The sequence below is a fragment of the Pseudomonas sp. 32A genome (assembly GCF_052682255.1).
Genome location: NZ_JBQYLY010000001.1, coordinates 6240120 through 6253278, shown reverse-complemented (window position 1 = coordinate 6253278; position 13159 = coordinate 6240120). Strand labels below are relative to the sequence as shown.

Sequence of the window (13159 nt, the reverse complement as noted above, 5' to 3'; positions counted from 1 at the left end):
TCGTTAACGATGACGTGGGTATTCTGGATGAACGCGGCGCTCTCAGGTTTTTCGCGAGCAAGCCCGCTCCCACAGAAAAGCAGCTCTGTTTTCGCTCTGGTCTTTGCTTTTGCTTTTAACACTCAAGCCGGCCGGGAGGCCGCTGTGCTCTGCTTTTGATTTTGATCTGCGGGCCCCGTTAACCACGATGGCCGCAAGTAGGCACGGTGGAGCGGGTAAATCGGCAGGGAAGCCGATTTAGCCGCGCCGGGCCATGGATGGCCCGTCGCGGCGGCCCGCGGAAGCGTGCCGGAGTGCGGGCATGCCGAGCCTAGGCGAGGCACCGAGTGGTGGGGCAAAGACCTTTTGGTTACTTTTGGGGCGTTTGCCAAAAGTGACCCGCTGTAAGAGCGGAACCATAAGCCGCCGTTACCTAAATAACGGATATGTACACCCAAAGCCCCCAACGATAGACCCCACCAATCACCCAGTCAGCCCAAGCAATTGGACGCAACGCAAACATGCTTCTACCCTGACAGCCTGCGCCACCCAAGAAGCCCGCCCATGATCGTCCGTCCCAAACCCAACCTGCTCGGCATCCTGTTCTCCCTCAAGGGCTCAATCGCCAAGCGCATCGCCCTGCGCAGCCTGCTGGTCACCCTGCTGGCCTCCGTCATCGTGCTGGTAGAAACCCTGCACCCGGCCTACTTCTCCAAGGTCAACGCCACACCCTTCACCCTCCTCGGCCTGTCCCTGTCGATCTTCATGAGCTTTCGCAACAACGCCTGCTACGACCGCTGGTGGGAAGGCCGCAAACAACTGGGCCAGATGATCATCGAAATACGCTCACTGATCCGCGAAACCCAAATCCTCACCCCCACCGACCGAGAAGCCGTACTACGCGCCCTGTGCGGCTTCGCCCACGGCCTGATCGCCCGCCTGCGCCTGGAAGACGAAGCCCAGGCGATCAAACCGTGGGCCAACCCCAAACCCAGCCACCCCAACCTCCCCGACAGCATCCTGCAAGACCTCGGCGCCCGCTGCTCGAACCTCGCCGAACAAGGCCACATCAGCGACTGGCGCTACACCCAACTCGAAACCCGGCTATACGGCCTGAGCCAGGTCCAGGCCTCGTGCGAGCGGATCAAACACACCCCACTGCCCTTCCCCTATACCTTGCTGTTGCACCGCACCATCTACCTGTTCTGCATTCTGCTGCCTTTCGCCATGGCCGAGCCGCTGGGCTGGCTGACGCCGGTGTTTACCGCGATCGTCAGCTACACCTTCTTCGGCCTGGATGAAATCGGCGACGACCTCGAAGACCCCTTCGGCTTCGACGAAAACGACCTGCCCTGCAACGCCATCCTCCGCACCCTGGAGCGCGAGATTCTCGCGGCCCTCGGCGAAACCGAGCTGCCACCCGCCCTGGAGCCGATTGAGTTCGTGCTGACGTGATGCGGGTTTGACACTCGCAGTGACCTGACCGAAGCTGATGGCTTTGCACTAGCTGCCAAGCTTTCGGACGCCTGCATGTCAAAGTCACGCCGTTACTCCATCATCGGCCTGTGCGCCCTGTTGTTTATTGTGCTGATCACCTGGTACTTCACCCGTTCGACGCCAGTGGTGGTGCCGCCGGCCATCGCCCACGGTTACGCCAAAGCGTTGAAACAGGCGCACAACGGCGAACCCGGCGCCGCCCGTGTGCTGTATCAACAGCTGGGCCGCCCGGACCTCTCCGATGTACGCCGCGCCGCCCTGCATGCCGAACTGCCCAACTACCCCAGCCCCCAGGCCCTGAAGCTGGCAGACAAGGACCTCACCCATGACGCGCCCATGGTGCGCGAGGCGGCGATTCACAGCATTGTCGGCCTGGTGCCCAGCGGCCAGCGCACCTTGTTGCTTGGCCCATTGCTGGATGACCCGGAGCAAAGCGTCCGGTTTGCGGCGGCCAATGCCTTGCTGGGGCTGTCTCCCGACACCCTGGGCCTGTACTTCGGCCCGTTGCAGCAGGTACTCGACGAATACGTGAAGTTGCTCAAGGGCCAACCCGAAAGCCCCGAAAGCTGGATTCAGCTGGCACGCCTGTACATTCACAGTGCGCTGCTGCCCGATGCTCAAAATGCCCTGGAACAGGCGATGCGCCTGCAACCGGATAACCTGCAAGCGGTGGTCGCGCAAATCGAACTGCTGGACAAACAGGGCAAGGTCGACGAGTCCCGTCAGCTCCTGGCCAAGCAGTTGCAGGCCCACCCCGATTCGGCCTATCTGCAACACGCCCTCGGCATGTGGCTGCTGCACCACGGCGAGCGGGCGTTTGCGTTGCTCAGCCTGTCCCGGGCGGTGGAGCTGGAACCGAACAATCAGGATTACCGCTACGACCTGGCAACCACCCTCCACGCCCAGCAGGAATTGGAAGCCGCCCAGCGCCAGCTGGAAGAGATCATTCAGCGCAACCCGGCCAACCGCAAGGCGCGGGTCTTGCTGGTGAACTACTGGAAGGAAACCGGCCAGTTGCAGAATGTGCAGGTGCTGCTGGCGCAGCTTGAACAGCAGAACCCGGACGACCCGGCACTGCAACAAGGCCTGTAAACGCTGCAATTGATACAAAACGTTGAACCGCCACACACCGCTACGGTCAAGTAAATATGGCGCGCCCCAGACGGCGCTGCCGACTACTTATTTGTGACCCGAGGGCACTTCTTGTCTACATCCAAAGAGCTGTTCACAGCAAAGGCGGCCACCGGTATTGAAGGTCTGGACGACATTCTTGCCGGGGGGCTTTCCCGTAGCCATTTGTTCCTGCTGGAAGGTGAACCCGGCACCGGTAAAACCACCGTGGCCCTGCATTTTCTCCAGGCTGGGGCAAAAAACGGTGAACGATCGCTGTACATCACCCTGTCGGAAACCGAGCGCGAGTTGCGTCAGGGTGCCAAGTCCCATGGCTGGGACCTGGACGAACACATTCATATCTTTGAATTGACCCCGCCGGAAAGCCTGCTCAACGCTGAGCACCAGCAAAGCCTGCTGTACTCCTCGGACCTTGAGCTGGGCGAAGCCACTCGCCAGATCTTCGAAGTGGTGGAACGGGTCAAACCGACCCGCGTCGTCATCGACAGCCTTTCTGAGATCCGCCTGCTGGCGCAAAGCTCACTGCGCTATCGCCGGCAGATCCTGGCAATCAAGCACTACTTCGTGCGTTACGACGCCACCGTGTTGTTGCTGGATGACCTGACCACCGAATCCCTCGACAAAACCGTACACAGCGTGGCCCACGGCGTGATTCGCCTGGAAGAACTGACGCCCAACTACGGCGCCGAACGCCGCCGCGTGCGGATTGTGAAGTACCGTGGCCAGAAGTACCGCGGTGGCTTCCACGACTTCACCATCATGGAAGGCGGCGTGCATGTGTTCCCGCGTCTGGTGGCGGCCGAGCACCGTGGTGGCTACAACCGCCAGACCTTGACCAGCGGCATCCGCGAGATGGATGCATTGCTGGGCGGCGGGATCGAGACCGGTTCCAGCACGTTGATCCTGGGCCCGGCCGGTACCGGCAAATCGCTGATCTCGATGATCTTCGCCGCGGCGGCCGTCGCCCGCGGCGAAAAAGCCGCGCTGTTCATTTTTGATGAAGAGCTGGGCCTGCTGTTCGAGCGCATGCGCAACATGGGCATCGACCTGGGCGCACTGCAAGCCACCGGCAATCTGCTGATCGAACAAGTGGACGCCGCCGAGCTTTCCCCTGGCGAGTTCTCCCACCGGGTTCGCCGCTGCGTGGACGAACGCGGGATCAAGACCGTGGTAATCGACAGCGTCAACGGCTACCAGGCCGCGATGCCGGAAGAGAACGCGCTGATCCTGCACATGCACGAGCTGCTGCTTTACCTCAACCGCCGTGGCGCCGCGACCTTCATGACCGTCGCCCAGCACGGCCTGGTAGGTGACATGCAGGCGCCGGTGGACATCACTTACCTGGCCGACACCGTCATCCTGCTGCGCTACTTCGAAGCCCTCGGCAAGGTCCGCCGGGCTATCTCGATCATCAAGAAACGCACCGGCAGCCATGAATCGACGATTCGCGAATACCGTATCGGCAGCAAGGGCATGACCATCGGTGAACCTCTGGATACGTTCCAGGGTGTGTTGCGCGGCGTGCCGACGTACATGGGCACCGGTAACCCGCTGCTCAAGGATGAAAGTTCATGAGTGGAGCGTCGGCCATTTCCGAACGGGCGATCATCCTGGCGCCCTTGGGCCGCGACAGCTCCCTGGCATTGATGATGCTCAATGAGGCCGGTTTCAGCGGCATCATCGCCAACCATTTGCAGATGCTCTGCGAAGAGCTGGAGCGCGGCGCCGGGCTGCTGATCGTTGCCGCTGAAGCCATGCGCGGTATTGACCTGGAGCCGCTGCTTACGCACCTGCATCAACAACCGGCGTGGTCAGACCTGCCGATTGTGCTAATGACGCACCATGGTGGCAGCGAACAGAACGGTTCCTCGCACTTGAGCAAGTTACTGGGCAACGTGACGTTCCTCGAGCGGCCCTTCCATCCGATCACCTTGATCAGTCTCGTGACCACGGCGCTGCGCGGGCGCCGCCGGCAGTACGAGGCCCGCGACCGCTTGATCGAACTGAGCCAGAGCGAGCAGCGCCTGCAACGCACCCTGGAAACCCTTGAGCAACAAGTGGAAGAACGCACGGCTCAACTGCGCAATAACGAAGAAGCGTTGCGCCAGTCACAGAAAATGGAAGCCGTCGGCCAATTGACCGGCGGCATCGCCCATGACTTCAACAACATGCTGACCGGTATTATCGGCAGTCTCGAACTGCTGCGAAGGCGCGTCGCCCGGGGCCGCACTGAAGACCTCGACAGCCTGATCGACCTGGGTGTCACTTCAGCCAACCGCGCGGCGGCCCTGACCCACCGCTTGCTGGCCTTTTCCCGTCGCCAGTCATTGGATTCAAAACCGGTACAGATCAATCAATTAGTGAGTTCGATGGGTGAGCTGCTGCAACGCAGCCTCAACGAAAGCATCACCCTGGACATTCGTCTGACCGAACAGTTATGGACCGCCGAGGTCGACCCCAATCAACTGGAAAGCGCCCTGCTCAACCTGGCCATCAATGCCCGGGATGCAATGCCCAACGGCGGCAAACTGGTGGTGGAAACCACCAACCGCCACCTGGACAGTGTGTTTACCGCAGCCTACGGCACCCTCACCCCTGGCGACTATGTGGAACTGAGCGTCAGCGACACCGGCTGCGGCATGCCCGAGAGCGTGATCAGCCGCGCATTTGACCCGTTCTTCACCACCAAACCTATCGGCCAGGGCACCGGGCTGGGGTTGTCGATGATCTACGGGTTTGCGCGCCAGTCCCATGGGCATGTGTCGATCCACAGCGTGGTGGGCCAAGGCACTACCGTCAGCCTGTTCCTGCCACGGTATGTCGGCGAGGTCATTGCAGATGAACCGCTCAATCCGGCACTGCTGCCGTTCGCCAACGCTGGCGAGACGGTGCTGATCGTCGAAGACGACCCGGCCGTGCGGGTGCTGGTCAGCGCCGTATTGAGCGAGCTGGGCTATGCCTTCGTCGAAGCGGGTGACGCCGACAGTGCCATGCCGATCATCGAGTCCAGCCAGCGGATTGACCTGCTGATCAGCGACGTGGGCCTGCCCGGTATGAACGGCCGGCAACTGGCGGAAATCGGGCGGCAGGTGCGACCGGACTTAAAGGTATTGTTTATCACGGGCTATGCAGAGCATGCGGCGGTGCGGGGCGGCTTTCTGGACCCGGGCATGCAGATGATCACCAAGCCATTCACCTTTGATTTGTTGACGGCAACGGTGAGGGAGATGATCAAGGCTTGAAGAGGGAGTGAGCTCCCTCTTCACAAGGCGTTAAGCCAGCAAGCGCTGGATATGTTCCTGCAACGTATCCAGGTCAAACGGCTTGGCCAGGATCGGCGCATTGCGCGTGATCGGGCTGTTGCAGTCGAGGATCTCCTGCGGGTAACCGCTGATAAAGATCACCTTCAATTCCGGTCGCAGCTTGATGGCAGGCTCGGCGATCTGCACGCCGGAAATACCGCCTGGCAGACGATAGTCGGTGACCATCAGGTCCAGGTGCGGCTTGGTGGCGAGGATTTCGAACGCCTGCTCACCGTCAATCGCCTTCAACACCCGGTACCCAAGCCCCGACAGGTACTCGCCCAACACAAACATAATCGATTCGTCGTCCTCGACGATCAGTACAACATCTTGTGCATCTTCACTCATGGGAAGCCTTTGTCCGGTCAATTGCTGCTGATACGACCATGGGGTCACGCAGAGGTTGCGTCGGATTCACGATTGATTTCCTGGCGCAGGCGCCAGCGGCAGGCAGACGCGGAACAAGGCGCCCTCGCCTATCCGGCTTTCGACTTCGATAGTACCGCCGTGGGCCGCGATAATCTGCTCGGAGATAAACAGCCCCAGGCCCAGGCCCGCCACGGCGTGGTTGGCTGACACCCGTTCAAACTGCTGGAAAATCCGCTTCTGGTTGTCTTCGCTGATGCCGATCCCGTGGTCGCGTACCTCCACCCGTGCTTCGCCATGCTCGGCGTACACCCGCACTTCCACCGGGCTCTTGGCGCCGTAGCGCAAAGCGTTGGTCAGCAGGTTGGACACCACCTGTTCGATACGGAACTCATCCCAGTTGCCCTCCACCGGCCCTTCCTGGACCCACTTCACCGAGGACTCGGCCGCTGCCACTTGCGGCGCGAAATTCTCCAGCAGGTTGTGCACCAGTTGCGTCAGGTCAAAGCGGCCGGGGCGAATCGACAGCTTGCCGGTGCGGATGCGTGATACGTCGAGCATGTCTTCGATCAAGCGAATCAGGCTCTGGATCTGCCGCTCGTCGCGGTCGACCATGGCGTGCATCTTGTCCATGGTAAAGGCCGCGGCGTTGTCCCGGGCCAGGTGCATCTTGCGCAGTTGGGTTTCCAGGATCAGCCCGTTGAGGGGCGTACGCACTTCATGGGCAACGATCGACATGAAGTCATCGCGCATGCGCACGGCCTGCTCCAGTTCGGCCTGGGTGGCCTGCAAGCGCGTGAGCAAGGCTTCCTGCTCACGGCGACTTTGCTCCAGGGCTTCAACCTGCTGCTTCATCGCCTTGCTCTGGCGGTACAGGTCGACGAACACATTGACCTTGCTCTTGACCGCGTGGATATCCAGCGGCTTGTGCAGGAAGTCCACGGCGCCGCTTTCGTAGCCCTTGAACGCGTAGTTGAGCTCACGACCGGCGGCGCTGACAAACACGATAGGGATGTTCTTGGTCTTTTCGGTGCCGCGCATCAGCTCGGCCAGCTCAAAGCCGTTCATGCCGGGCATCTGCACGTCGAGAATGGCCATGGCGAACTCGTGCTCCAACAGCAGCGACAAGGCCTCGTCGGCGCTCAATGCCTTGTAGACCTGGCGGTCCTCGCGCTTGATCAGCGCTTCAAGGGCCAGCAGGTTTTCCGGCAGATCGTCGACGATCAGCAGTTTGGCCTGGACAGTACTTAACATGGGGAGGATTCCAGGGAAGCCAGCAAGGTGCCGATGCGGCTCAAGGGAAGAATATGGTCAGGTGTATGCAGCGCCAGGGCGGCCCGGGGCATGATGGCGACCCGCGCCTCGTCGGGATCCTGGACCACCGTCACGCCACCGCACTGTTTGACATGGGCCAGGCCACGGGCGCCGTCCTGGTTGGCGCCCGTCAGCAGGATCGCCATCAGGCCAGCGCCGTACGCATCAGCGGCCGACTCGAACAGGTAGTCAATGGCTGGCCGGGAATGGTGCACGCGGTCCTCCTGGCTCAGTGACAGGCTGCGGTCGTGCTCAACCGACAGGTGATAACCGGGGCCGGCAAAATACAGGGTGCCAGGCTGGATCACTTCCTTGTCGCGCGCTTCAACTACCTTCATCGAAACGCGACGGTCGAACACTTCCGCCAACTGGCTGCGGCGTTCGTCCGGCAGGTGCAGCACCGTGATGATCGGCAGGCCGAAGTTCGCCGGCAATTCACCAAAAATGCTCAGCAACGCCTCGACACCGCCTGCGGAAGCGCCGATCACAATAGCTTCGATCCCGGATACCGGGCTGGCAGCAGCTTCATTCATAATTTTCGGTAGATCCGTTCTTGCTTGACCAAGGGTTCGAACTGTTTGCTGTAGCCGGAAAAATCCAGGGTTTCCTTGCTGCCCAGCACCAGGAAGCCGCGATGACACAGCGACTCATGAAACAACCCAAACGCCCTGTCCTGCAACTTTTTATTGAAGTAAATCAGTACATTACGACACGAAATTAATTGAGTTTCTGAGAATACGCTATCCGTCGCCAGGCTGTGATCGGCAAACGTCACGTTCTCCCGCAGGGTCTTGTCGAAAATCGCATGATCGTAAGCCGCGGTGTAGTAATCGGCAAACGAACGCTGGCCACCGGCCTGCTGGTAGTTGTGGGTATAGGCGCGGATGTTCTCAAGGGAAAAAATCCCCTGCTTGGCTTTTTCCAGGGACCGGGGATTGATGTCGGTGGCGTAAATGATGGTGCGCTCCAGCAAGCCTTCCTCACGCAACAGGATGGCCATGGAGTACACCTCCTCCCCGGTGCTGCAGCCGGCGATCCAGATCTTGATCGACGGGTAGGTCTTGAGCAGCGGCACCACTTCCTGGCGAATTGCCAGGAAGTGCGAAGGGTCGCGAAACATCTCACTGACCGGAATCGTCAGGAACTGCAGCAACTGCATGAACGCGGTCGGGTCATGCAGCACCCGCTCCTGCAAGGCCGAGATGGTGGCGCAGTCGAACTGACGCAGCGCATGGGCCACGCGGCGCTTGACCGAGGCCCCGGAGTAATCACGAAAGTCGTAGCTGTATTTGAGGTAGATCGCCTCAATCAGCAAGCGCAGTTCGATGTCAGTGCTTCTTTCCAATTAAATCCGTTCCATCTTGGGTAGCCACACGCGAATCAATGAAAACAACCGGTCCAGGTCGATAGGCTTGGCCAGGTAATCGTTGGAGCCTGCCGCCAGGCAACGCTCCTGATCGTCCTTCATGGCCTTGGCCGTCACTGCGATGATCGGCAGCTTGCGCCAGCGCGGGTCCTGGCGGATCAAGGCAGTGGCCTCGTACCCGTCCATCTCCGGCATCATCACATCCATCAGCACCAGGTCGATGTCATCGACTTCATTGAGTTTCTCGATCGCCTCGCGGCCATTACGGCCGATCACGACAATCGCGCCCTTGTGCTCCAGGGCACTGGTCAGGGCGAAGATATTGCGCACATCGTCATCCACCAGCAGGATCTTGCGCCCCTCGAACACTTTGTCGCGGCTGCGGGCGGTCCTGAGCATTGTCTGGCGTTCATGGGACAGCTGGGATTCGACTTTGTGCAGAAAGAGTGTGACCTCGTCCAGCAAACGCTCGGGAGAGCGTGCGCCCTTGATGATGATCGAGCGCGAATACTTGCGCAGTTCGGCCTCTTCGTCACGGGTCAGGTTGCGCCCGGTGTAGACGATCACCGGCGGGAACGAGCAGATATCCTCGGTGGACATGCGCTTGAGCAGCTCATTACCGAGCATGTCCGGCAGCTTGAGGTCGATGATCATGCAGTCATAGATGTGGCTGCGCAGCAGGTCCAATGCCTCCTGGGCGAAGCCTACGGCGGTGATCTCGATGTCATCGTCGCCGATCAGGCGGGCAATGCTGTCTCGCTGAAGGTCATCGTCTTCCACCAGCAGCACACGCTTGACCTTCTGCGTCAGCTTGGCTTCCAGGCGGGCGAACACGTCCTTGAGCTCTTCGCGGGTGGTGGGCTTGACTGCGTAGCCCACGGCGCCCATGTGCATGGCGGCTTCGACGCGGTCTTCCACGGAAATCACGTGCACCGGGATGTGGCGGGTACCGGCGTGTTCCTTGAGGCGTTGCAGCACGGTCAGGCCGGAATGGTCCGGCAGGCGCATGTCCAGCAGGATCGCGTCGGGAATGTACTGTTCCGCCAGGCCGTAGCCTTCATCCGCGCCATGGGCCACCAGGCAGTGGTAACCCAGTTCATGGGCGAGGTCGAAGAGGATGCGGGCGAAGTTCGGCTCATCTTCCACCACCAGGATGCAACGCGTGGCGAACGGGGCCTTGTCGCGGTCATCGATAAAGCGCGGAATCTGCGCTTCATGGGCGATCGGCATCGGCGAAACCTTGATCGGCGCCGGTGCAGGCACAGGGACTACCGCACGCGGCTGTTCCAGCGCCGGAGTGTCTTCGTCACGCTCTACATAGTGCTCGGGCACCACCAGGGTAAAGATACTGCCCTGGCCGGGTTCGCTGGTGACGCTGATATAGCCGCCCAGCAGGTTCGCCAGGTCCCGGGAAATCGACAGGCCCAGGCCCGTGCCGCCGTAACGACGGTTGGTGGTGCCATCAGCCTGGCGGAAGGCCTCGAAAATGCTTTCCTGCTGGTCCGGGGCGATGCCAATCCCCGAGTCGCGCACGGTGAAGGCGATGCCTTCGCCCGGTGCCCGGGATACCGACAGGCTGACCTCGCCTTTCTCGGTGAACTTGATCGCGTTGGACAGCAGGTTCTTCAGAATCTGCTCCAGGCGCTGGCGGTCGGTGAACAGCATGTGCGGCGAGCCTTCCTGCACCTCCACCTGGAACCCGAGTTTGCGGTCGGCTGCCAGCGGCTCGAACATGCCGCGCAGGCCATCCACCAGGCGCGCAACGCTGGTGTTCTCCGGACGCATTTCCAGCTTGCCGGCTTCGACTTTGGAGATGTCGAGGATGTCATTGATCAGGTTGAGCAGGTCGTTGCCGGCCGAGTAGATCGACTCGGCGAACTTGACCTGTTCGGCGCTGAGGTTTTCCTGGGGGTTTTCCGCCAGCAACTTGGCGAGGATCAACGAGCTGTTCAGCGGCGTGCGCAGCTCGTGGGACATGTTGGCGAGGAACTCGGACTTGTACTTGCTGGAGCGCTGCAACTCGTCGGCACGCTCTTCCAGCTCGACCTGTACGCGGTTGAGTTCCACGTTTTTCTGATCCATGGCATCGCGCTGCTCGGCCAGGGTCTGGGTCTGCTCGGCCAACTGTTCGTTGGTCTGTTCCAGCTCCGCCTGTTGGGTTTCCAGGTGGGCCTGGGACTCCTTGAGGATGCGCGACTGTTCTTCCAGCTCTTCGTTGGCGGTCTTGAGCTCTTCCTGTTGCACTTGCAGCTCTTCATTAAGCTGTTGGGTTTCGGCCAGCACTTCCTGCAGGCGCTGGCGATAACGGGCAGCTTCGATGGAGGTGCCGATATTGCCGGCAATCAACTCCAGCAGTTCGACATCACGGTCTTCCAATACACGCAGGAACCCCAGCTCGATCACCCCGTTGACCCGGCCATCGTCGCTGGTCGGTACCACCATCACACTGCGGGTCGAACCTTCGCCCAGGCCGGAACTGACTTTGAAGTAGTCCACCGGCACATCGTCCAGGCGAATCAGGCGATCCTGACGGGCAGACTGGCCGACGATGCCTTCATCGTTATAGATCGACTGTTCCTGCTGCTCCTGCTCCCGGGAGAAACCATAAGTGGCCACGCGTGTAAGGCCGCCGTGCTCTTCACGCACGTACAGCGCCGCCACCGCCGAGCCCATGTACTGGGCGAAGAACTGCAAAATGTTGCGACCCAGCAGGTTCAACGTGAGTTGGCCAAGAACCTGCTCGGCCAGTTCGGTCTGGCCGTTGCGCAGCCAGGCTTGCTGCTCCAGGCGCTTGGCGATCCTCTGCTGTGACATGAGGTTTTCGCTGTAACTATTTGAAAGTTCAAGCAAGTTCTTCCGACCGACATACGCGAGGAAGCCGCTCAGGCCGAGCACAAACACCAGGTACAAGGTGACGCTGATGATCGTGGTGCGGGTAACGTCTTCATTGCGGGTGATGCGGAACTGTTGCTCCATCGCCACCGCCCGGTCGTACTCCTTGCGAATTTCGTCCGTCAGGCTTTTGCCACGCCCGGCTTTGACCGCGGTGCGAAAATCACCGCTTTGGCGCTGCATATCAATCATCGATTGGGCGTAGGTGTTCCACGCCATTTGCAACGATTCCAGGCGCTTGAGGCGATCCACCTGTTCCGGATTGTCCGCCACCAGTGCCTGCAAGTTGCGCAAGTCGGAAATGATTCGCGGCTTGGCCACTTCGTACGGGTCGAGGAAGTGCTCGTCACCAGTGATCAGGAAGCCGCGCATGCCGGTTTCCAGGTCCACGGTCAGTTTCGAGGTTTCGTTGAGGTTGTTGATCACCCGGTCGGTGTGCTCAACCCACTGAATCACCGACAACAGGTAAGTGATCAGAACGACGAAAAACACCGCGCTGAGCACGCCAACACTCAGCGGCAGCGCTACGTTGCGACCCAGCAATTTACGGAAGCTTTTCTCATCGACAGAAGACGCGGGAGTCATGGGCATGCCTTGGCCAAATACGGAAAAACGGGGAGTTTGCCCCAAAGTTGCGCCTGAGCGCTATTTTTCTGCTGGCCATAGTGGCATTGATGACCTGACGCTCCTGCGCGTCGATTCCTCGAACGGGACATTTCCACTTAATCCCGGCACAATGCCGACCCTGTTTCGGGAACTTGCCGAGATTGACGCGACTCATTAGAGGATGGTCTTTCGACTGCTCAAGACCTGCCCCCTCAACTTCTCGGGAACCCTCACTATGTCCGCCTCAGCCTCCACCATCCTAGTAGTCGAAGACGATGCCATCGTGCGCATGTTGATCGTCGATGTCCTCGAAGAGCTGGAGTTCCAGGTGCTTGAAGCGGCAGACGCTGAAATCGCCCTGGATATCATCAAAGATACCGCCCACACCATCGACCTGATGATGACCGACCACGGCCTGCCGGGTATGAGCGGCGTAGAACTGGCCGCCAAGGCCCGTGAACTGAGACCCACCCTGCCGATTCTGTTTGCCAGTGGTTATGCCGAGAACATCGATGTGCCGGTTGGCACCCAGGTGATTGGCAAACCGTTCTCGATTGATCAGTTGCGTGACAAAGTCAAATCCATGCTCCTCTGATCCCCTCCCCTCGATGCCGTTGCACAGCAGCGGCATTTGAGGCAATTCGCCATTATTCATGGCGTTCGTGATGCCGCCCTCAACAAACAACTAATTCTTTCGATTGACTAG

General features: G+C 60.2%; 10 protein-coding genes. 5 read left to right on the top strand and 5 right to left on the bottom strand.

Annotation, left to right across the window (positions count from 1 at the left end; all coding sequences use genetic code 11):
• The first annotated feature begins 543 nt into the window (after window positions 1-543).
• The 4 genes from ACUN0G_RS28790 to ACUN0G_RS28775 all read left to right on the top strand — a co-directional run bounded on the left by ACUN0G_RS28790 (window position 544) and on the right by ACUN0G_RS28775 (window position 5849).
• Entirely contained in the window at window positions 544-1434 is an 891-nt protein-coding gene (locus ACUN0G_RS28790) for a bestrophin family protein (RefSeq protein ID WP_063030090.1), read from the top strand.
• Window positions 1435-1509: 75 nt separating this feature from the next.
• Window positions 1510-2568, top strand: coding sequence for a tetratricopeptide repeat protein (locus ACUN0G_RS28785; protein ID WP_445575007.1), 1059 nt, complete (start codon window positions 1510-1512; stop codon window positions 2566-2568).
• Between the two features lie 111 nt (window positions 2569-2679).
• Window positions 2680-4182: an ATPase domain-containing protein gene (locus tag ACUN0G_RS28780; protein ID WP_421525913.1), complete on the top strand. Its 1503-nt coding sequence runs from the start codon at window positions 2680-2682 to the stop codon at window positions 4180-4182.
• Entirely contained in the window at window positions 4179-5849 is a 1671-nt protein-coding gene (locus ACUN0G_RS28775) for a response regulator (RefSeq protein WP_258346142.1), read from the top strand. Before ACUN0G_RS28780 ends, ACUN0G_RS28775 begins: the two co-directional genes overlap by 4 nt.
• A 30-nt stretch (window positions 5850-5879) precedes the next feature.
• Here the strand turns inward: ACUN0G_RS28775 and ACUN0G_RS28770 are convergent, their stop codons facing one another.
• From ACUN0G_RS28770 to ACUN0G_RS28750, 5 genes are all read right to left on the bottom strand, one after another.
• Entirely contained in the window at window positions 5880-6257 is a 378-nt protein-coding gene (locus ACUN0G_RS28770; RefSeq protein ID WP_010171103.1) for a response regulator, read from the bottom strand.
• Window positions 6258-6323: 66 nt separating this feature from the next.
• On the bottom strand, window positions 6324-7529 hold the full coding sequence (locus ACUN0G_RS28765) for a hybrid sensor histidine kinase/response regulator (RefSeq protein WP_063030080.1): 1206 nt from the start codon (window positions 7527-7529) through the stop codon (window positions 6324-6326).
• A complete protein-coding gene (locus ACUN0G_RS28760; RefSeq protein WP_421553521.1) occupies window positions 7523-8122 on the bottom strand; it encodes a chemotaxis protein CheB in 600 nt (199 codons plus the stop codon). The genes ACUN0G_RS28765 and ACUN0G_RS28760 overlap by 7 nt, the downstream gene beginning before the upstream one ends.
• The gene (locus tag ACUN0G_RS28755) at window positions 8119-8934 is read right to left on the bottom strand and encodes a CheR family methyltransferase (protein WP_063030076.1); all 816 of its coding nucleotides are present in this window, start codon (window positions 8932-8934) and stop codon (window positions 8119-8121) included. Before ACUN0G_RS28755 ends, ACUN0G_RS28760 begins: the two co-directional genes overlap by 4 nt.
• On the bottom strand, window positions 8935-12432 hold the full coding sequence (locus tag ACUN0G_RS28750) for a response regulator (RefSeq protein WP_445575006.1): 3498 nt from the start codon (window positions 12430-12432) through the stop codon (window positions 8935-8937).
• 256 nt (window positions 12433-12688) lie between these two features.
• On the opposite strand from ACUN0G_RS28750, the gene ACUN0G_RS28745 reads away from it, so the two are divergent.
• Window positions 12689-13048, top strand: a complete 360-nt coding sequence (locus tag ACUN0G_RS28745) for a response regulator (protein ID WP_421553523.1) — start codon at window positions 12689-12691, stop codon at window positions 13046-13048.
• The last annotated feature ends 111 nt before the right edge of the window (window positions 13049-13159 follow it).

Excerpts from the sequence above, each read along its gene's own strand:
- ACUN0G_RS28790 (WP_063030090.1), top strand. The coding sequence starts at position 544 with ATGATCGTCCGTCCCAAACCCAACCTGCTCGGCATCCTGTTCTCCCTC.
- ACUN0G_RS28785 (WP_445575007.1), top strand. The coding sequence starts at position 1,510 with ATGTCAAAGTCACGCCGTTACTCCATCATCGGCCTGTGCGCCCTGTTG.
- ACUN0G_RS28775 (WP_258346142.1), top strand. The coding sequence starts at position 4,179 with ATGAGTGGAGCGTCGGCCATTTCCGAACGGGCGATCATCCTGGCGCCC.
- ACUN0G_RS28770 (WP_010171103.1), bottom strand. The coding sequence starts at position 6,257 with ATGAGTGAAGATGCACAAGATGTTGTACTGATCGTCGAGGACGACGAA.
- ACUN0G_RS28765 (WP_063030080.1), bottom strand. The coding sequence starts at position 7,529 with ATGTTAAGTACTGTCCAGGCCAAACTGCTGATCGTCGACGATCTGCCG.
- ACUN0G_RS28760 (WP_421553521.1), bottom strand. The coding sequence starts at position 8,122 with ATGAATGAAGCTGCTGCCAGCCCGGTATCCGGGATCGAAGCTATTGTG.
- ACUN0G_RS28750 (WP_445575006.1), bottom strand. The coding sequence starts at position 12,432 with ATGACTCCCGCGTCTTCTGTCGATGAGAAAAGCTTCCGTAAATTGCTG.
- ACUN0G_RS28745 (WP_421553523.1), top strand. The coding sequence starts at position 12,689 with ATGTCCGCCTCAGCCTCCACCATCCTAGTAGTCGAAGACGATGCCATC.